17 protein-coding genes and 1 pseudogene are annotated in these 20,020 nt (G+C 68.6%); 12 read left to right on the top strand and 6 right to left on the bottom strand.

Features of this window, described 5'->3' with window-relative positions; genetic code table 11:
* Positions 1–20: 20 nt before the first annotated feature.
* From rpsD to truA, 4 genes are all read left to right on the top strand, one after another.
* A complete protein-coding gene (gene rpsD / locus U3653_RS16800; RefSeq protein ID WP_067803832.1) occupies positions 21–626 on the top strand; it encodes a 30S ribosomal protein S4 in 606 nt (201 codons plus the stop codon).
* A gap of 141 nt (positions 627–767) precedes the next feature.
* Complete coding sequence (locus U3653_RS16795) at positions 768–1,826, top strand: DNA-directed RNA polymerase subunit alpha (protein ID WP_039796155.1); 1,059 nt, start codon at positions 768–770, stop codon at positions 1,824–1,826.
* Between the two features lie 52 nt (positions 1,827–1,878).
* Positions 1,879–2,397: a 50S ribosomal protein L17 gene (rplQ, locus tag U3653_RS16790; RefSeq protein ID WP_195080413.1), complete on the top strand. Its 519-nt coding sequence runs from the start codon at positions 1,879–1,881 to the stop codon at positions 2,395–2,397.
* Between the two features lie 139 nt (positions 2,398–2,536).
* Positions 2,537–3,379 (top strand): tRNA pseudouridine(38-40) synthase TruA, encoded by an 843-nt coding sequence (truA, locus tag U3653_RS16785; RefSeq protein ID WP_195080627.1) that lies wholly within the window; start codon positions 2,537–2,539, stop codon positions 3,377–3,379.
* A 134-nt stretch (positions 3,380–3,513) separates the two neighbouring features.
* Here the strand turns inward: truA and U3653_RS16780 are convergent.
* Positions 3,514–3,945 (bottom strand): annotated as a pseudogene (locus U3653_RS16780) (Hsp20/alpha crystallin family protein); the annotation flags it as partial.
* A gap of 163 nt (positions 3,946–4,108) precedes the next feature.
* Between U3653_RS16780 and U3653_RS16775 the strand changes: the two are divergent.
* The 5 genes from U3653_RS16775 to U3653_RS16755 all read left to right on the top strand — a co-directional run bounded on the left by U3653_RS16775 (position 4,109) and on the right by U3653_RS16755 (position 9,593).
* Entirely contained in the window at positions 4,109–4,942 is an 834-nt protein-coding gene (locus U3653_RS16775; protein ID WP_195080414.1) for an LLM class F420-dependent oxidoreductase, read from the top strand.
* Between the two features lie 168 nt (positions 4,943–5,110).
* The gene (locus tag U3653_RS16770; protein ID WP_195080415.1) at positions 5,111–6,505 is read left to right on the top strand and encodes an MFS transporter; all 1,395 of its coding nucleotides are present in this window, start codon (positions 5,111–5,113) and stop codon (positions 6,503–6,505) included.
* A gap of 46 nt (positions 6,506–6,551) precedes the next feature.
* The gene (locus U3653_RS16765) at positions 6,552–7,211 is read left to right on the top strand and encodes a response regulator transcription factor (RefSeq protein WP_195080416.1); all 660 of its coding nucleotides are present in this window, start codon (positions 6,552–6,554) and stop codon (positions 7,209–7,211) included.
* A 28-nt stretch (positions 7,212–7,239) separates the two neighbouring features.
* Complete coding sequence (locus tag U3653_RS16760) at positions 7,240–8,661, top strand: sensor histidine kinase (RefSeq protein WP_195080417.1); 1,422 nt, start codon at positions 7,240–7,242, stop codon at positions 8,659–8,661.
* Positions 8,661–9,593, top strand: coding sequence for a TAXI family TRAP transporter solute-binding subunit (locus U3653_RS16755; protein WP_195080418.1), 933 nt, complete (start codon positions 8,661–8,663; stop codon positions 9,591–9,593). Before U3653_RS16760 ends, U3653_RS16755 begins: the two co-directional genes overlap by 1 nt.
* A gap of 4 nt (positions 9,594–9,597) precedes the next feature.
* On the opposite strand, the gene U3653_RS16750 is transcribed toward U3653_RS16755, so the two are convergent.
* Positions 9,598–9,921 (bottom strand): metal-sensitive transcriptional regulator, encoded by a 324-nt coding sequence (locus U3653_RS16750; protein WP_195080419.1) that lies wholly within the window; start codon positions 9,919–9,921, stop codon positions 9,598–9,600.
* 189 nt (positions 9,922–10,110) lie between these two features.
* Here U3653_RS16750 and U3653_RS16745 point away from each other — a divergent pair, with 189 nt between their 5' ends.
* Positions 10,111–10,920 carry an S-methyl-5'-thioadenosine phosphorylase gene (locus U3653_RS16745; RefSeq protein WP_195080420.1) on the top strand — a complete coding sequence of 270 codons (810 nt, stop codon included), beginning with the start codon at positions 10,111–10,113 and terminating at the stop codon, positions 10,918–10,920.
* A gap of 169 nt (positions 10,921–11,089) precedes the next feature.
* Here the strand turns inward: U3653_RS16745 and U3653_RS16740 are convergent, their stop codons facing one another.
* A complete protein-coding gene (locus tag U3653_RS16740) occupies positions 11,090–11,932 on the bottom strand; it encodes an NAD(P)H-binding protein (RefSeq protein ID WP_195080421.1) in 843 nt (280 codons plus the stop codon).
* 571 nt (positions 11,933–12,503) lie between these two features.
* On the opposite strand from U3653_RS16740, the gene U3653_RS16735 reads away from it, so the two are divergent.
* Positions 12,504–13,064: an NADPH-dependent FMN reductase gene (locus U3653_RS16735; RefSeq protein ID WP_195080422.1), complete on the top strand. Its 561-nt coding sequence runs from the start codon at positions 12,504–12,506 to the stop codon at positions 13,062–13,064.
* A gap of 178 nt (positions 13,065–13,242) precedes the next feature.
* On the opposite strand, the gene eccE is transcribed toward U3653_RS16735, so the two are convergent.
* Positions 13,243–14,886: a type VII secretion protein EccE gene (gene eccE / locus U3653_RS16730; RefSeq protein WP_195080423.1), complete on the bottom strand. Its 1,644-nt coding sequence runs from the start codon at positions 14,884–14,886 to the stop codon at positions 13,243–13,245.
* 112 nt (positions 14,887–14,998) lie between these two features.
* On the opposite strand from eccE, the gene eccB reads away from it, so the two are divergent.
* Positions 14,999–16,492 (top strand): type VII secretion protein EccB, encoded by a 1,494-nt coding sequence (gene eccB / locus U3653_RS16725; RefSeq protein WP_195080424.1) that lies wholly within the window; start codon positions 14,999–15,001, stop codon positions 16,490–16,492.
* 526 nt (positions 16,493–17,018) lie between these two features.
* On the opposite strand, the gene mycP is transcribed toward eccB, so the two are convergent.
* Positions 17,019–18,485, bottom strand: coding sequence for a type VII secretion-associated serine protease mycosin (mycP, locus tag U3653_RS16720; RefSeq protein WP_195080425.1), 1,467 nt, complete (start codon positions 18,483–18,485; stop codon positions 17,019–17,021).
* A gap of 10 nt (positions 18,486–18,495) precedes the next feature.
* Positions 18,496–19,962 (bottom strand): type VII secretion integral membrane protein EccD, encoded by a 1,467-nt coding sequence (gene eccD / locus U3653_RS16715; protein WP_195080426.1) that lies wholly within the window; start codon positions 19,960–19,962, stop codon positions 18,496–18,498.
* Positions 19,963–20,020: the final 58 nt, after the last annotated feature.

The raw sequence follows: 20,020 nt of genomic DNA, 5'->3' as shown, positions 1-20,020 counted from the left end.
CGGGAAAGGAATAACGAACAATGGCTCGTTACACAGGCCCTATCACCCGCAAGTCGCGTCGTCTGCGCGTCGACCTGGTCGGCGGCGACCAGGCGTTCGAGCGTCGCCCCTACCCGCCCGGCCAGCACGGCCGCGCGCGGATCAAGGAGAGCGAGTACCTGCTCCAGCTGCAGGAGAAGCAGAAGGCCCGCTTCACCTACGGCATCATGGAGAAGCAGTTCAGCCGGTACTACAAGGAGGCCAACCGCCTCAAGGGCAAGACCGGTGACAACCTGCTGCGTCTGCTCGAGACCCGCCTGGACAACGTGGTGTACCGCGCCGGTCTGGCCCGCACCCGTCGGCAGGCTCGCCAGCTGGTCAGCCACGGCCACTTCCTGGTGAACAACAAGAAGGTGGACGTTCCCAGCTTCCAGGTCACCCAGTACGACATCATCGATGTCAAGGAGAAGTCGCTGGGCACCCTGCCGTTCCAGGTGGCGCGCGAGACCATCGGCGACCGTCCGGTTCCGGGCTGGTTGCAGGTGCTCCCCGGCCGGCTGCGGATCCTGGTCCACCAGTTGCCCGAGCGCGCCCAGATCGATGTGCCGCTGCAGGAACAGCTGATCGTCGAGTACTACTCGAAGTAACACTCGACGAGCCGTCCTTGGCTACCTCGGACGGCAAGCGCGCATGTGCCGCTGGTGCGTGGCCGCTCCCCATGGGCGGCCACGCGCAACCCCTGAGACGAGGCGTCAAATAGCGGGCGCCCAAAAAGGAGGATGATCCTAATGCTGATTTCACAGCGTCCGACGCTGACCGAAGAGGTCGTCGCCGAGAATCGCTCGAAGTTCACCATCGAACCGCTCGAGCCTGGCTTCGGTTACACCCTCGGCAACTCGCTGCGGCGTACCCTGCTGTCCTCGATTCCCGGGGCGGCGGTCACGAGCATCCGCATCGACGGCGTCCTGCACGAGTTCACCACCGTTCCCGGCGTGAAGGAGGATGTCACCGACATCATCCTGAACCTCAAGGGCCTGGTCGTCTCGTCCGAGGAGGACGAGCCGGTCACGATGTACGTGCGCAAGCAGGGCCCCGGCACCGTCACCGCCGGTGACATCGTGCCGCCCAGCGGCGTGGTGGTGCACAACCCGGACATGCACATCGCGACCCTGAACGACAAGGGCAAGCTGGAGATCGAGCTCGTCGTCGAGCGCGGTCGCGGCTACGTCCCCGCCGTGCAGAACAAGGCGTCCGGCGCGGAAATCGGCCGGATCCCGGTGGATTCGATCTACTCGCCGGTGCTGAAGGTGACCTACAAGGTCGAGGCGACTCGCGTCGAGCAGCGCACCGACTTCGACCGGCTCATCCTGGACGTGGAGACCAAGAACTCCATCAGCGCGCGGGACGCGCTCGCCTCGGCGGGCAAGACCCTGGTCGAGCTCTTCGGCCTGGCCCGCGAGCTGAACGTCGAAGCGGAAGGCATCGAGATCGGCCCCTCGCCGGCCGAGGCGGACCACATCGCCTCGTTCGGTCTGCCGATCGAGGACCTGGACCTCACCGTCCGGTCCTACAACTGCCTCAAGCGCGAGGGTGTGCACACCGTGGGCGAGCTGGTCGCCCGCACCGAGTCGGATCTGCTGGACATTCGCAACTTCGGCCAGAAGTCCATCGACGAGGTCAAGGTCAAGCTGCACGCTCTCGGCCTCTCGCTCAAGGACAGCCCCGCGTCGTTCGACCCGTCCAGCGTGGTCGGCTACGACGCGAGCACCGGCACGTGGAGCGACAGCGGCACGTTCAGCGACACCGACGGCGGCGAGCAGGACTACGCCGAGACCGAACAGCTCTAGGCCGCCGGGGTAGGCGCCCCGGCCCGGCCCGAAGACACAGGAGAACACCACAATGCCCAAGCCCAAGAAGGGTGCCCGCTTCGGCGGGTCGGCGTCGCACCAGAAGGCGATCTTCGCCAATCTGGCCACGGCGCTCTTCGAGCACGGCCGGATCACCACCACCGAGGCCAAGGCCAAGGCCGTGCGTCCCTACGCGGAGAAGCTGATCACCAAGGCGAAGGCAGGCACCCTTGCCGACCGCCGCGAGGTGCTGAAGGTGATCCGCAACAAGGACGTCGTGCACGAGCTCTTCGCTCAGATCGGCCCGTCCTTCGAGGGGCGCGAGGGTGGCTACACCCGCATCACCAAGACGCTGCCGCGTAAGGGTGACAACGCGCCGATGGCGATCATCGAGCTGGTCCGGGAGAAGACCGTGACCAACGAGGCCGATCGCGCTCGCCGGGTGGCCGCGTCGAAGAAGGCGGAGGAGGCCCCGGCCGCCGAGGTCGTCGAGGAGGAGGCCACCGCCGAGACCGCCGAGGCCGAGGCTCCGGTCGCCGACGAGGCCGCCGAGGACAAGAAGGACGCCTGAGGCTGAGCGTCGGACTTCGCGGACGAGCCCGCCACCCGCACTGGGTCGGCGGGCTCGTTCGTTTCTACCGGAGGATCATGTGACCGTGGAGGAATCGGTGGGATCGTCGTCGGACCGGCCGCACGCGGACGCGCCGGCCGTGGCAGCGGCCGAACCGCCACGCACCCGGGTCCGGTTGGACATCGCCTACGACGGCACGGATTTCATCGGCTGGGCGCGTCAACCCGGCCTGCGCACCGTGCAGGGGGTGCTGGAGGACGCGCTGAGCAAGGTGTTCCGCGAGCCGATCCAGCTGACCGTGGCCGGTCGTACGGACGCCGGCGTGCACGCCGAGGGGCAGGTCGCGCATTTCGACACCTCCGGCGAACTGGACGGCGGAAAACTCGTGCACCGGATGGCGCGATTCCTTCCGAAGGACGTGCGAATCAAGCGGGCGCGCCCGGCCGCGCCCGAGTTCGACGCCCGGTTCTCCGCCATCCGCCGTCATTACGCCTATAGGTTGACCACCGCGCCGTACGGGGCGGAGCCGCTACTGGCCCGCAGCGTGGTCGCCTGCCGGTCCGGCGTCGACGTCGACGCCATGCGTGCGGCGTCGCGAAAGCTGCTGGGTCTGCACAACTTCGCCGCGTTCTGCCGCCGCAGAGAGGGCGCGACGACGGTGCGGGAGTTGCAGCGTTTCGACTGGGAGCGCGAGGGCGACCTGCTGATCGCCTACGTAAGCGCCGATGCGTTCTGCTGGTCGATGGTCCGCAGCCTGGTCGGCGCGGTCCTCGCCGTCGGCGAAGGGCGGCGGACGACGGAATGGGTCGCCGACCTGTTGCGGGAGACCGAGCGCTCCAGTTCGGTCACCGTCGCTCCCGCACATGGTTTGAGTCTGATCGGCGTCGACTATCCGGCGGATGAGGATCTCGCCGCCCGCAACGCGCAGACGCGGGAGACGCGGACGGTTCCGGTCCCTGGCGGAGGTTGCTGCGGCGACTGAGGGTACGGACTACCCGCACCCTGCGCGGGTGCGGGTAGCGTGCGCGGTCACTTCGATTGCCGCGGGTACTGCTGCTGCGACTGCTGACTCTGCTCCTGTTGCGTCGGCGACATCGTCTCGGACCGGTTCGTTTGCGCCTCGATGGTCCTCGGTTCCTGCGACGCCCCGGTGATCTGGATGCGGCGCGGCTTCGCGCGCTCGGCGATCGGGATCGTCACCGACAGCACGCCGTTGTTGTAGGTCGCGCTGATGTTCTCCACGTCGACGTTCTCGCCGAGGGACATCTGGCGCATGAAGGTGCCCGCGAAGCGTTCCGAGGCGATCCACTGCACGCCTTCTTCGCTAGGCACGGTGCGCTGCGCCCGCAGGGTGAGCGTGCCGTTGTCGACGCTGACGTCGATCGAGCCGGGATCGACGCCGGGCAGGTCCGCGTTCAGGACGTAGTGATCTCCCGCTTTGAACAGATCCATCGGCATGAATCGCGGTGCGCGACCGGTTCCGGCTCTCTCCCCGAGCAATTGACGGGCGACGGTGTCGATGTCATGGAATGGATCGAATCGAAGCACAGCAATCACCTCCATTTCCCCTAGTGGTGGCGCGGGCCAGGCGGCGGGCGCCGATAGCTGTGCAATAGCCACAGTAGCCCTCGGTAATCAGCAGGGCATCGACTCGACCGACCGGGCGCGCGGAGCCGGAATAGCCGTCTCCGGGCGTGTGTTGGGTCGGGACATGGCATTCGACAGTCTCGGACGGTTCGGAGTGTGGCGGGCGTACAACGGGTTCAGCCCGCAAGACGCACGGGAATTGGAGCAGCTGGGGTACGGCGCGCTCTGGTTGGGGGCCTCGCCTCCCGCGGATCTGGCGACGGTCGAACCGCTGCTCGATGCGACCGAGACCATCACCGTAGCCACCAGCATCGTGAACATCTGGGCGTCGCCGGCGAAGGAAGCCGCCGACTCGTTCCATCGAATCGAGGCCCGCTTCCCCGGCCGCTTCCTGCTCGGCATCGGCGCCGGACACCCGGAGCACACCGGTGAATACCGCAAGCCGTACGACGCGCTGGTGGAGTATCTCGACGAGCTCGACGCCGCGGGAGTGCCCGTAGAACGGCGCGCGGTGGCCGCGCTCGGGCCGCGCGTGCTGAAGCTGGCCGCCGAGCGGTCGCTGGGCGCGTTGCCCTACTTCGTGCCCGCTGCGCATACCGGGAAGGCGCGCGAGATCGTCGGCCCGGACGCTCTGCTGGCGACCGAGCACAAGGTGGTGCTGACCGACGACACCCGCACCGCGCACGCCGTCGCGGATCAGACGGTCGCGTTCTACGTCGGCCTCACCAACTACGCGTCGAACCTGCGCCGATTCGGTTTCACCGACGCCGACCTCACCGTGCCGCCGAGCGAGGCGCTGTTCGATGCCGTCATCGCGCACGGCACGCCGGAGCGGATCGCCGCGCAGCTGTCCGCGCACGCCGACGCGGGCGCCGACCACGTCGCGGTGCAGATCCTCGGCGACAACTACCTGCCCGCGTTGCGCACCCTGGCCCCGCTGCTGACGGCGCGATCCTGACCACCCATGTTCTTCTCCGGCCCCCGGCGCAGCGCCGGGGGCCGGTTCGCGTTTCCGGGTGATCGTCCTAAGGGACTGTTAGGAAGCCGCGAGAGCCGTTCCGCGCTCGTGTGACTGCCGACACACTGATCTGCGACGACGTGATGAGGCGTCGGAGAAGGAGATGTTGTGACTACGACACAGCCCGTCGGCGAGCGCCGGGTGGTCGCGAACGTGCTGCGCGGATCCATCGGCAACCTCGTCGAGTGGTACGACTGGTACGTCTACGCCGCGTTCAGCGTGTACTTCGCCAAGACGTTCTTCCCCAAGGACGATCCCACCGCGCAGCTTTTGTCCACCGCCGCAGTGTTCGCGGTCGGCTTCCTGATGCGCCCGATCGGCGGCTGGGCGCTGGGCCGCTACGCCGACCGGTTCGGCAGGCGCTCGGCGCTGACCTTGTCGGTGACGGTGATGGCGGCCGGTTCGCTGATGATCGCGGCGACGCCGGGCTATCAGACCATCGGTCTGGCCGCCCCGGCCCTGTTGCTGGTGGCCCGGCTGCTGCAAGGTTTGTCGGTGGGCGGTGAGTACGCCACCAGTGCGACGTATCTGTCCGAGGTGGCCTCGGCGGGCAGGCGCGGGTTCTACTCGAGCTTCCAATACGTGACGCTGGTGGCCGGCCAGCTCGTCGCGCTCGGGGTGCAGATCGTGCTGCAACAGTTCCTCGACGCCGACCAGATGAACGCCTGGGGCTGGCGGATTCCGTTCGTGATCGGCGCGGCGGGCGCCCTGATCGTGATGTGGTTGCGGCGCGGCATGGACGAGTCCGAGCAGTTCCGCGCCGAATCCGAGCAGCAAGCGGCGAAGGGCGCGCCCACCGCCGCGCACCGATCGCGTGGCTCGTTGCGCATCCTGTTGCAGTACCCGCGCGAATGCCTGCTGGTCGTCGGCTTGACGCTGGGCGGAACGGTCGCGTTCTACACCTACACGACCTACATGCAGAAGTTCATGATCAACACCTCCGGCATCTCCAAGTCGACCGTGGCGTGGATCAACTTCATCGCGCTGCTGGTCTTCGTGGTGCTGCAACCGCTGGCGGGCGCGCTGTCGGACCGGGTGGGCCGGCGCAAGCTGCTGATCTTCTTCGGCGTGGCAGGCACCTTGCTGACCGTGCCGATCATGACGGTGCTCGCGCACACCACCGATCCGGTCGCCGCGTGGGGCCTGATGATGGCGGCGCTGGTGATCATCACCGGATACACCTCGATCAACGCGATCGTGAAGGCAGAGCTGTTCCCGACGCGAATCCGCGCGCTCGGCGTTGGGCTGCCCTATGCGCTGACCGTCGCCATCTTCGGCGGCACCGCCGAGACGATCGCGCTGGCGCTGAAGAAGGGCGGCCACGAGTCGCTGTACTTCTGGTACGTCGCGGGCTGCATCGCGGTCTCGCTGATCACCTACTACTTCATGCGGGAGACCTCGGCCTCGTCGGCGATCGACGCGGCCGAGCCCACCGCGAGCGCCGACACCGGGCCCGGCGCCGCGGCCGAGCCGGGACGGCCGATGGCCACCGTGCGTGACTGACCGACCGGCACACGCGCCGGTCCGCCCACTGTGGGAGGATCGGCGCGTGCGGCTTGCGGTGGTCGAGGACGACGACGGCGTGGGAGACGCGCTGGTCGAGGCGCTCAACGCCCGCGGTTACCGCGCCGAACGCAAGCGCCGCGGCGCGGATCTGCTGATCGCGCATCGCGACTACGACGCGGTGATCCTCGACCTCGGACTGCCCGACGGCGACGGTCTGCAGGTGCTGCGCAGGCTGCGCGAGGTGAGTTCGGTTCCGGTGCTGATCCTGACCGCGCGCAGCGACGAACGCTCGATCGTGCGCGGTCTGCGCGGCGGCGCCGACGACTATCTGGTGAAGCCACCGCGCATCGCGGAACTCGTCGCGCGGTTGGAGACGGTCACCAGGCGCGCGGCCGCGGCGGCGCGGCCGGAGCGATCGGTGGTCGTCACCGGTGACGTGCGGGTCGATCTCGGCGCGCGCGTGGTGGAGGTGGCAGGCGAGCCGGTGTCGCTGACGCAGAAGGAATTCGAACTGGTCGAGGCGCTGGTGGAACGGCCGGGGGCCGCGGTGAGCCGTCAGCAGTTGATGGATCGCATCTGGGGTGACGCCTTCGTCGCGGTCTCGCGTTCGCTGGACGTGCACATGACCGGCTTGCGGGCGAAGCTCGGCAGGCCCGGCCTGATCACCACCATCCGCGGGTACGGGTACCGGTGGGGGCAATGAACGCGGCCCGGCGGGCCGGAGGTGCGTCGTGCGGCGTCGCTTGCTGGTCGCGCTGACGCTGTTCGCGGCCATCGCGGTGCTGGGGTTCGCGGTGCCGCTGTCGCTGACCGTCGCCACCAGCCGCACCCAGCAGTTGGTGCTCGCGCGCTCCGGGGACGCCGATCGTTTCGCCACCCTCGCCGACGACGCGGTCACCGCGGGGGACTACCGCGCGCTGGCCGACGAGGTGCAGCGCTATCACGAGCTGTACGGGGAGAACGTGCTCGTGGTCGACGCCAAGGGCGCGACGGCGGTGAACGCGGGCGCGGACGTCGATCATCCCGCCATCGAGGCGGCGGTGGCGGCCGCGCGCCGCAACCAGCGTCCGCACGCGGTGGACAAGCTGACGCCGTGGGGCGCGCCGACCATGCTGGTGGCGCGGCCGGTCGGCACCGGAGTTCAGGTGAACGGAGCCGTGGTGATCGAGGCGTCGACGGCCCGCGCCCGCGCTGACATCGGGCGGGCCTGGCTGGTGATCGTGCTCGGCGGCGCGGTCGCGATGGCAGTGTTCGTGCTGCTCGCCGTGACGATCGGCCGCTGGGTGCTGCGGCCGCTCGCGGCGCTGTCGCACGGTGTGGCCGAGTTGACCGCGACGTTGCCCAAGCCGCGCGCCGACACCGTCGCGCCGGTGTCGATCGCGGGCCGCTACGGCGGACCGCCGGAGATGCGGGCGCTGGCGGAGTCCTTCGACGCCATGGCGCTGGCCGTGGCCGATTCGGCGGACGCGCAACGTCAGCTGGTCGCCGACACCGCGCACGCGATGCGCAATCCGCTGGCCGCTCTGACCATCCGCCTCGATTCCCTGGAATCCGTGATCCCGGCCGGCGCGGCGGATACCTTCCGCAGCGCGGGCGCCGAGGTCGAGCGGCTCACCGCGCTGCTCGACGGACTGCTCAGCCTGGCTGTCGCCGAGACGCCCGCGGCCTTCGACGTCGCCCGCACCGCCGAGGACGACAACCAGTGCGACGCCGCGCAGGTGGTCGCCGACCGTTTCGACGCCTGGTACTCGGCGTTCGAGGCGGCCGGACAGCAATTGCGGACGGCGCCCGTGGCCGGGCACGCCGAGGTCGCGGTCCCGGCGGAGGTGCTCGCGCAGATTCTCGACGTGCCGCTGAGCAACGCGACGCGCTACGCGGGCGCGGGCGCGCACGTCGATCTGGTCGTCGCGACCGAGCCGGGCTGGGTCACCGTGGCCGTCCGCGATGACGGCAGCGGTGTTCCCACCGCCGAACTCGACAAGCTGACCACCCGCTTCTTCCGGGGTTCGGCTGCGCGGGCCGGTGGCTCCGGGCTCGGTTTGCCGATCGCCGCGGCGTTGGCTCAGGCACGCGGCGGCGCGCTCACCGTGGCGGCGGTGCGTCCGCACGGTCTGGCGGTCTCGGTGCGCCTGCCAGCGGCGGAGGCACTCTGATGGGCAGGCAGCCGATCGTCGGGCGCGGCATGGGCCGGCGCGGTTTCCTAGCCTTGGCCGTGGCGGCGGGTATCGCGGGTTGTGGGCCGGGCGGCGGGGGCGCCACCGTGCGACTGGCGTCCGGCGAGGTCGGCGGCTTCTATCACGCCTTCGCGGGACTGCTCGGCCTGGCCGCCGCCGATACCGCGGACGTGCGGATCGAGCGGGTGATCACCTCGGGTTCCCAGGACAACCTGGCGTTGCTGGCGCGCGGCGCGGTCGATGCCGCGCTGGCACTCGCGGATTCGGTGCGCGACAGCGCGGGCGAGGTGTTCGCGCTGGGCCGGGTGTACGAGAACTACCTGCAGTTGGTCGTGCGCGCGGACAGTCCGATCGGTTCGGTCGCGGATCTGCGCGGAACGCGGGTGAGCCTGGGCGCGCAGGGATCGGGCGCGGCGTTGACCGGCGAGCGCATACTGCGCGTCGCGGGGCTCGACCCGAGCGCCGACGTCACGATCACCCATCGTCCCTTGGCGCAGGCGGTGGCCGCCCTGACCGCGGGCGAGGCGGATGCGCTGTTGTGGGCGGGCGGCGTGCCGACGGCGCGGCTCGCGATTCCGAGCCGGATGCGCCTGGTGGACATGGGTGAACTGGCCGCGCCGATGCGGGAGCGCTTCGGGCCGGTGTACGACCGGGTCGCGATACCCGCCGACGCCTATCCGGGCGGGGTCTCGGTGCACACCATCGGGGTGGCGAACCTGCTGCTCGCCGCGGGCAGCATGTCCGAGGAGGTGGCCGCCGCCATCGTGGAACTACTCGTGTGGCATGCCGACGCGCTGGTGCCCACCGAGGCGGCGGGCACCCAGTTCCTCGACGGCCGTTCGCTGATCAGCACCGGCCCGATTCCGCTGCATCCCGGCGCGGCCGCGGTCTATCGCCGCTGGCACGGATAGGTGGTCAGGAACGGACCAGGCGGGCGATGGCGTCGGTGGCTTCCTTGATCTTGGCCTCGGCTTCGGGGCCGCCCGCGACCGCCGCGTCCACCACGCAGTGGCTGATGTGGTCCTCGAGCAGGCCCATCGCCACCGCTTGCAACGCTTTGGTCATGGCGGAGACCTGGGTGAGGATGTCGATGCAGTACTTCTCCTCCTCGACCATCCGCTGCAGACCGCGTGCCTGGCCCTCGATGCGCCGCAGCCGCTTGAGGTAGTCGTCCTTGGCGGTGATGTAGCCGTGCCCGGCGTGGTCGGCCGCCGTGTTGTCGTGGGGGGAAGCTGCCACCGATGTCTCCTCGCTGCTTGCCGGTCGCCGGAACCGGTTCAATACCCCCCTAGGGTACATCTCGCGCGGGGTCTTGTCAGATCGTGGGCGATCCGCCGCGACGGTCCGTAGTCGGCCATGCGTCGCCGGAAAGCAGGGTAACGCGGATCCCGGCGCGCGACGGCCATCGCGGGACGAGACAATTGGGGTATGAGTTCGCACCCCCGGCCCGCGCTCGCCGTCATCGGCGGCAGCGGCTTCTACGATTTCTTCGACAACGAGGCGACCATCGTCGAGGTCGAGACCCCCTATGGCGCACCGAGCGCGGGCATCGCCGTCGGAGAGGTGGAAGGGCGGCCGGTGGCGTTCCTGCCTCGCCACGGCAAGAACCACGAATTCGCGCCGCATACCTTGCCCTACCGGGCCAACCTCTGGGCGCTGCGCTCGCTGGGCGTGCGCCGGATCTTCGCGCCCTGCGCCGTCGGCAGCCTGCGCGCGGACTGGGGGCCCGGCACGGTCGCGGTGCCGGATCAGCTGGTCGACCGGACCTCCGGCCGTCCGCAAACCTACTTCGACGGCGGCGGCATCCACGTGTCCTTCGCCGACCCGTATTGCGAGGAACTGCGCGCCGCCGCCATCAAGGCCCAGTCCGACGAACTGCACATGATGCACGCAGGCACGATGGTCGTCGTCGAGGGCCCGCGCTTTTCCACCCGCGCCGAGAGCCGGTGGTTCGCCGCGCAAGGCTGGGAGCTGGTGAACATGACCGGTCACCCGGAGGCGGTGCTCGCTCGCGAACTCGAGATGTGCTACGCCGCCGTCGCGCTCGTCACGGATCTGGACGCAGGTCTGGAGGAGGGCGATGGAGTGCGAGCCGTCGACGTCTTCGCCGAGTTCAAACGCAACTTGACGCCCTTCAAAGAGCTCATCCGCCGCGCGGTGGCCGCGGTGGACGGCACCGACACCTGCGACCGGTGCCGAGTCCACGCGGGAGTGTCGCTGCCGTTCGAGCTGCCCTGAGTCCTATCCGAGGGCCGGCCACCGCAGCGGGAGCCCGCTGCGGTGAAGCCCGCCGAGCTCGCTGACGCCCGGCGTTCCCGCGCGGACCGCGGAAAGGGGGAACGACCGCGCCGGGCACGGCCGAGTAGGCGGCGACCGACTGATCCGAACTCGGATGGCCGGATGTCGCTCAGCTCGGCCGCGGCGCGAACGCGTCGGCGTGAGCCGTCGCCCACTGCTCGAAAGTCCGCGGAGGTCGGCCGGTCACCTGCTCGACGGTCGGATAGAGCGTCGCCTCGTCCAACGTGCCCTCGACGAAAAAGCTGAGAAACGCGTCCACGTACTCCCGCGGCATGGTGGCCGCCAACTCGGCCTCGGTCTCCTGGTCGTCGAGCTCATGCGCCACCAGCGGCCGGTTCAGCACCGCGGCGAGTACCGCGACCTGCTCCGCCGGTCGCAGTGCCTGCGGGCCGGTGAGTTCGAGCACTCGCCCTTCCAGCCCGTCCCGGGTGAGCGCGGCGGCCGCGACCGCCGCGATGTCGGCGGGGTCGATCGCGCCGACCCGGACACCGGGGAATTGCACACGGACGACGTCGCCCGCGGCGAGCTGCGGCAACCAGCGCAGCGCGTTCGACATGAACGACCGCGGCCGCAGGAAAGTCCAGCTCAGCTCGGATGCGCGCACTGCGTCCTCGGACAGCGTCATGTAGCGCGAGACGGCGTTGTCCATGTCGCGCAGCGCGGCGGAGCCGCCGGAGAGCAGCGCGACCCGGCGGACCCCAGCCTTGTTCGCGAGGTTCAGCAGCCCCGGCAAGTCGTTGTAGCCGGGGAGCAGGAACATGCCGTCCACGCCGTCGAGCGCGTCGGCCAGCGTCTCCGGGCGGTTCAGATCACCGGTGACGGGCTCGGCGCCGGGTGGGAGCACCGCCTTGGCCGGATCGCGCACCAGCGCCCGCACCTGCTCGCCCGATCCGCTGAGGGTCCGTACCAGTTCCGCGCCGACGTTGCCGGTGGCGCCGGTTACCAAGATCATTTCTTCTCCGTGTTCGATTTGCCGCGACTGCGTCGCGGCGTGTTCGCGGCCCCTTTGTGGCTCGCGTGTGCGCGACCGCCGCTTGCTCCTTCGTCGCCTACGCGGCGGCCGCGCACACGCGAGCCGGGCCGCGAACGGCGGATGCTCGGTCTCGCTTCGCTCGAAAGACGTGGTTGCGGTGCGCTGGGCGCGTTGGTAGCGGAACTCAGCACCAGGCGCGCAGTGGAGGTGGACGGTGTGCGGCTTGCCACGGCGGTCGCTTGCCCCTTCGTCGCTTACGCGGCGGTCGCCCGGACGCGAGCCCGGCCGCGAACGGCGGATGCTGTTGCGTGTAGGCCATGCCTTCCGTATTCAGTGCTTGCCGTCCATTGTTGTTTCGGCAGGCCTGGATTCGAGATTGTGACGTCGGATCGGATCGCGGTGACGCGAACGGGTTGTCTTGTAGGGCTCAGAGTATCCGGGGCTCTCAGGTCGGGCACTCTTCAACGGCGGGAAGTCGTCGCTGAGTTTCCCGATGCTGCGGAGCGTGCCGGTACGCGGTTGCCGTCAGGTCCCGAGTTAGGCTCGCGCGGTGGAAACCACGTTGCGGCTCGAGGTCATCGTGGCGAGTGTGCGTCCGGAGCGGTTCGCGCCGGTGGTCGCGGAATGGTTCCTGCGTACCGTGCGTGCCCGGACCGAATTCGACACGGGTGTCATAGATCTCGCGCACACGCCGTTGCCGGTCGAACTCACCGAGAACGACGAGACCGCCGCCTATCGCGCGCGATTGCGGGACGCCGACGCGTTCGTCGTCGTCACCTCGGAGTACAACCACGGCTATCCGGCGTCGCTGAAGACGGCTTTCGACACCGCGAAGCACGAGTGGCGCGCCAAACCCATCGCCTTCGTCTCCTATGGCGGTCTTTCCGGTGGTTTGCGTGCGGTGGAGCAGTTGCGCCAAGTGGTCGCCGAGATCCATATGGTGTCGGTTCGTGAAACGGTCAGCTTCCATCAGGCGAAGAAGCGCTTCGACGAGACGGGCGAGACCCGCGACGGCGCCGCCATCGACGCGGCGGAACGCATGCTGCGTCAATTGGCCTGGTGGGCACGTACTTTGCGAACCGCGAGGACGACCGATCCATATCCCGGCTAGCCCCGCTTGGGCGCCGGACGGGTGGGTGGGCGGTGTCGACGGCCTCGCCGGGATCGGCCTCGGTGTCAGGACGACCTGCGCGCTTCTGATGCTCAGCACCACGTGGCCACCGATTGCGCAGGCTTCGCTCTCGGGGCCAGCGAGCCGATGTCGAAATCGACATGACTCAGCGGCTGCGCTACTGCGGTTGCATCGCCCGTCGGCCGCGCGGCTGGCCGATGTAGGTGGCCTCACTGGGAATAGATACCAGCGTGAGGTCGACCTGCGCCGTGCCGGTGCGCAGCACCACGTGGTTGCCGATCGCGCCTGGCTGGTGGATGGCCAGGTCGGGACGGCTGGCGGGCCAGCCCATCGGATCACCCGTGACGTAGATGGTGGTGACGCCGGCGTGCGGGGCCGGTGCGAGCACCCCGTCCACGACCGTCGCGGTGAAACCCGCGTCGGACTGGTGGGTTTCGACCGCGATGGTCAAGCGCTCCGGATTGCCGATGGTGGTGACGAGGTTCTCCCAGGCCCGTGCCCGGTCGGTACGGATGAGGATCCGTTCGCCGACCGCGAGCGCCCGGAAGACCAGTTGCTGCGCCAGATACAGCTCGCCGGCGACGTACACCGTGGATATGCCCGCGCCGACGATGCGGACCGCAACGCCGTTGCCTTCGTCGTCCGAGCCGATCAGCTGGCCGCAGCCGGAGGAAGGTAGGTGCAGATCGTCGACGACATCGATCAGGTGCTCGATCATCGGGACGGTGTCGTCCACGCCGGGAACGGCCAGCGGCAGATGGGCCAGCAGCCCGTCGCGGTGGCGTCCGTTCATCGAGATCATGCCAGGCAGCTCGGACCGCTCCGGCAATTCGCGTGCGGTCAGCCGCCAAGCCGCGCCGATGCTCACCGTGTCGGCGGAACTACCGGGGCGCAGCCGCACCGCCACCGTGGTTCCGCGCGACGGCGCCACCCAGAGCTGGGCGAGCAGGTCGGATTCGAGTCGCTTGGGATCGATCGCGCTGCCGATGTTCACGCTGTTGCCGATTTCGGCGTAACGCCAGCTGTGTTCGAGCGTGCGCGGATCGTAGCCGCCGGTGATCTGCAGGACCGCCTTGCGGATCTCCGGCGCGGTGAGGATGCGGGCGTTGCAATCGGCGTCCTCGAGCGTGCGCATGATGCGCTGGGTGGCGATGGTGACCGCGCGCGACGCTCCTTCCGCGCCACCGCCGCGCCGCGCCGCCGCCTCCGGGCAGGCCACCGCGTCGAAGCTGATCGCCAGCCACACCGTGCGGTGCGCGGTGGCGGGCAGCGGCCCCAGCAACGATTCGTAGATCTTGCCCGCGGGAGTGCCGGAACGGCTGCGATGCCCGTGGCTGATGATGTCGATGCCGCTGAGCAGGATGTCGTGCTGGTTCAGGCCTTTCGCCAGCTCGGCCAGCGGAAGCAGGTGCGAGGCGTGCACCGTGGTGCGGGCGATCCTGGTCAGCCCGCCGGGCGGGGGCAGCACCTCGACCACCGTCACCACGCGGCTGCCGTCCCAGTAGAGGCCGAGCGAACGCCCGTCGGCGCCGCGGAAGTCGACGGTGTCGCCGAGTTCGTAGTCACGATGCGTGAGGTAGCGCCACCAGGTGGCGGCCCAGTCCAGCAAAGTGCGTCCGGCGACGGGGATCAGTGGAATCAGCGCGACGACCACCGCCACGCCGAGCGCGGGAAGTCCCGGGAGGCCGGCCAACAGCGCGACGACTCCGACGGTCAGCCCGATGAGCTGGGCGATCAGCAGGTTCTGCATCGAGATGCGCCCGAGCAGCGGTCGTGGTCCCGCGCCTGCCGGTTCCGCCATCGTCGTCCCCCAAGTACCCGATATCGGCCGGTTCGCCGCGGCCGAGCTGAACAAGAGTCCCCGGGAACTGTACTGTGTTCGGCGAACGTGAGCACTGTTCGGGGGAGGAATAATGCCTTCAAAACCCACCACTCGCTGGCAGGTCAGCGGCTACCGCTTTCTGGTCCGGCGGATGGAGCACGCCCTGGTGCGCCGGGATGTGCGAATGCTGCACGACCCCATGCGTTCCCAGTCCCGCGCATACGCGGCCGGTCTGATCCTGGCGTGTGTGGCACTGGCCGGTTGCGGTGTGCTCGCGTTGCTGCGGCCGCAGGGCAAGATCGGCGACGACAACAAGATCCTGATCGGCAAGGACTCCGGCGCCGTCTACGTGGTGATCGACGACGTGGTGCACCCGGCCCTCAACCTCGCCTCCGCCCGCCTTGCCGCGGGTGAGGCCGCCAAGCCCGCCACCGTGAAGGAATCCGAGCTCGGAAAGAAGCCCCGCGGCCAATTGATCGGCATCCCAGGCGCTCCCGCCTCGCTGCCCCTCGACAAGGAGGGCAAGGGGCGCGCTTGGACGGTGTGTGATTCGTTGAAGACCGACGGCACCGATGACCGCAGCACCTCCGTTCTCGTCGGCGATCTGGAACTCGGCGACAAGGCGGCGGCGATGGGCAAGGACAAGGCGCTGCTGGTGAAGGGTAAGGAAGCGACCTACCTCATCTGGAACAAGACGCGCGCTCGCGTGGATATGAACGAACCGGCGGTCACCGGACCGTTGGGAATCCGTGGCATGACGCCGCGCCCGATCAGTGAAGGCTTGCTGAACGCGATCCCAGAGGTGGACGCGATCGTGCCGCCGAAGATCGATGATCCGGGTGGGCAGCCGTCCGGCTACTCGATCAACGGCCTGCGGATCGGCACCGTCGTGCAGATGACCGGCAAGTCGAACCAGAACTTCGTCATCCTGCACGACGGCTTGCAGCCCATCAGTGCATTCACAGCCGAAGTCATCCGCAGTTCCCAACGCAACCCGGATCACGGCACCGCCATCGGAGACTACGAGGCAAACAATGCGCCGCCTTCGAAAGCGCTGAAGGTCGACTCCTACCCCGATGTCGCACCGACCGTCATCGAGCCCAAGGCGCGACCGGTGAGCTGCTTGTCCTGGAAGCCCATCCCGGGAGTCGCGGGCAATGCCGACGTTGCCCTGCGTGCGGAACTCACTGTCATCGATGGCAGCGACCTGCCGATGTCCAGCAGCGCCAAGCTGGTTCCGCTCGCCCAAGCCGATGGCAAGGGAGACAAGGTGGACTCCGTGTACTTCAAACCGGGCTCCGGCGCGTTTGTCCAGAGCACCGGCATCGAACCGGACAGCCGCCGTAAGGACAGCATGTTCTACATCGCCGACACCGGTGTCCGCTTCGGCATCAAGGACGTCGAGGCCGCGAAAGCACTCGGCATGGACAAGGAATCGGACGTGACGCCGGAACCCGCCCCCTGGCCGATCGTCGGTCTGCTCGCAAGCGGCCCCACCCTGAGCCGCGAGGCCGCCATGATCGCCCACGACGGCGTCGCTCCGGATTCCGCCCCCGCAAAGCAGCCGGTGGCCTCGGCGAAATGATCGACTGGCGGATGCCGACACCTCCACCAGGCGTGTGACACAGGTTTCCTATCGAATTTCGTTCGACGGGAACCGGAGTCGCTCATGTGCCGTCCAATCCCTCCGACGGACGAGAATCGCCATTCGTGTTCGTCGCCGTAGCCGCGCAGCAGCTGCTGGACGGCGGATCTGGGAAGGGTTTTGCATGAATAGAAGAGTTTCGGCACTGGCGTCATTCGCTGCATCAGTTGCCATTGTCGGAGGAGTCTGCGCGCTCAACGCAGGGCAGGCGTACGCGGACCCGATTGCCAAGTACAGCAGCCCAGACGCATGTGAGAAGGAAGCGGCGAAGCGAAACGCCGAATACCGGCGTAGTAACGAGGGTTCGACTGCACCCGGGGTTACTTTCTACTGCGAGCCGTGGGAATGGGTGGAGACCAAATCCTAAGGCTTGTTCTGGAGGCCCAACTCTTATCCGTGATCACGCCCTGTGACTCGAACGGTTGTAGGCCCGTCCTATGACGGGCCTACAACCGTGTCTGGCGGGTCACTCGTCTTCGCGGACGCCGAATCGGCGGCGGATCGGAAACGAGGCGAGCATGCCCAGCACCAGTAGTACCGCGACGCTGCCGCTGCCGATCAGCGCTACATTTCGTGCGCGATGGTCGGGCGGTGGAGTCGGCGAAGGAACCCGCAATTGCACACTCGAAGCTGCTGCTGGGCGCTTTGGCGGGAGAGTTTTCGGTACTTCGGCGGTTAAGGCGGCGACCGGATCGACAGCGCCGTAACCGATGTATGGATTCCAGCCCTCCGCAGGGGCATGGGCGGTCGCCTCGATGCGCTTGATGACCTCCAGCGCACTCAGCTCCGGGAAACGGGCTCGCACCAGGGCGGCCACCCCGGAAACCAACGGGGTCGCAAAACTGGTGCCCTGAATCGGACCGAGCTTCCCTGATTGCTGGACGCTGCCGAGTTGAACCGCGGTTCCTTTGCTGTTCGGATCATTGAACAGTGGATCGAGGGAGGTGATGTTCTCGCCGGGCGCCGCCACACCAAGCCATGGTCCGGGCACTGTGAACGTCGACGGCTGCCCGTTCCCGTTGATGGAACCGACGGCGAGCACGTAGTCGTCATAGCGGGCGGGCGACACGTTCAGGTCGACTTTGCCCCACGGATCCGCGGTGGGGTCGAGCGGATCGATGATCGCGTTGTTGCCCTTGCAGCTGTCAGCGCTTTCGCTGCTGTTACCTGCTGCCGCTACCACGACCACGTCCTTCTCGATCGCGGCGTACCGGACCGCGGCGCCGAGCTCGGTGTCTTCAAAAGGCTCGGAGATCGGCTTGCACGCGACTTCGGAGATATTGATGACGGTTGCTCCCATGTCCGCCGCGCGACGGATCGCCGATGCCATGGTTCGAGTGGTGCCGTATCCCTGGGGCAGCGCATCCGGTCCTTTGTCCCGATTCGCTCCCTCCTGCTGGTACAGCCTGCTGGTCTGGCGGATCGTGAGAATTCGGGCCGCCGGTGCGACCCCGGAGAAACCCTGGCCGTCGACCTCCGTCGCCGCAATCAGCCCCGCGACCAACGTTCCATGCGCATCGCAGTCCTCGGTCCCGTCACTATTGCTCACATAGTCGCCGCCCGCGATCAACCCCGGCAGGCGCGGATGGCGGGCGACGCCGGTGTCGATGACCGCCACGAGTTGACCTGCGCCCTTCGAGAATCCCCAGGCATGCTGCAGGTCGAGGGAGCGTTGCGGCTCGGGAATCGAGGGCCCGTTGCCTCCCGAGCCGGTACTGACGCACGGGGTATTGGATGCCCGCTCGGTCTTGTCCGGTGGAGCGGCCGGCTCGCCCGCTGGCGGTGGCGTATTCGGGCTCACGGTGGGTTTCTCCGCTTGCGCAGGCGGGATTGCGGCCGTTGCGCCGACGGAGACGCCGAGCGCCAACACGCAGACTGCCGTGCCCAACCGAACCGCTCGGAAGCCACTGGCGATCAGCTGTTCGGAACTCATCGCTGTGAACTCACAGCCCGCGGACGATGGAGTAGAGGTCCGCCACCCAGAAGACCAGGGGCAGTACCGCGGCGACGAACGTGTACTCGAGCAGTTCGACGCCGCGCCGCATGGGTGGGGTGGCCGACTGGTTGGGGACGATGATGCCGAGGATCAGCGCCGCGACCAGGACCGCCATGGCCGCGCCGAAGACGGCCAGCGGCTGGTGCATCGCGAAACCGGCGCCAACCAGCATGATCAGCACGATGCCCGCGCCGCCTGCGATGAGCACGACGGCCTGTTCGGCGCCCGCGTAGGTGCGACTGCGGAACATCAGCACCACCGCGCAGACCAAGGCGAGCGCGATGCCGGGCCAGTACGGGTCGTCGGACGCCGGGTCGGTGGCGCCGAGCGCGCCGATGACGGTGACCAGCGTGGTCGCCGCGACCAGGCCCGCCAGGTACATGCGGGCCCGCTCCGACTTCACCCGCAGCACCTCCATGGTCGGCAGTGCGCGGTGATCGTCGGGATCGTCCTCGGTCGGATCGATGGGGGTGCCGGGCGAAGGCACCGGCGGCAGCGGCAGTTTCGCCAGCAGCATGGACACGCGCGGGGCCAGGGAAAGGCCGCCGAGGCCGAGCGCCGCCGCGCCCGCGCCGATCGCCCGCTCCGGCTGGTCGGTGAGCAGGCCGACCAGCGCCGCGGGCACGGCGTAGGTGGCGAGCGCGGCGCCGCCGATGAACAACGCGAGGCCGACGCCGGTGACCCGCCACGCCAGAATCGCGGTCGCTCCGGCCAGGACCGATCCGAGCAGGATGTGCGCCCAGCCGTAATCGTCGGGCACATAGAGCATGCCCGCGCTGAACGCGGCGGGCAGTGCGCAGCCGCCGAGCACGAGCGCGGTGCCGTTGTCGCCATACATCCTGCTCAGCACCATCGCGGTGACGACGAGAAGGATCGCGACCACCAGCGCGATCGAGCCGCCGACCCCGATCGGCAGCGAGCCGGGGGACAGCAGCAGCCCGAGACAACCGACGATCATGGTGAGCGCCGCGAGCACCGAGCCGGTGATCCGCGCGACCCGAGGGGTCCAGCTGCGGTAATGGTCGGTGTCGGCGATCGCGACGTTGTACATGATGTCGTCGAACAGCGGGGTCGGCGCGGTGTGCGATGCGCTCTCCAGCATCAGCAGTTCGCCGTCGCGGACGCCGTGCTCGCCGAGGCTGAGCGAATTGGAGAACGGCGGGTGGCCGATCCGGGCGAGCACCCATTCGGCGGGTTCGTAACGCTCGCCCTCGTTGTCGAAGTCGTTGGTGCGGCTGTGCTGGGCGACCATGTCGACCACGCTCGGAATCACCAGGGCGACCGGCACGTCGACCGGTATGGCCATGTCGACCTGCGTGTGCTTGGCCAGAATCGTCACCCGGGCGAGGTCGGGAGCGCGGACGATGCCGCGCGAGGATTCTTCGTCGATGTGGTCGAGCCGCGCGTGCGTCAAACTTCCCCCAACTCCGTCTTCTACCTGGTGATTCCACGGCACGGCGGGCCTGGGGCGA

It is taken from the genome of Nocardia implantans (assembly GCF_035544775.1).
Lineage (GTDB): Bacteria > Actinomycetota > Actinomycetes > Mycobacteriales > Mycobacteriaceae > Nocardia > Nocardia implantans.
This window is presented reverse-complemented; position numbering and strand designations above follow the sequence as displayed.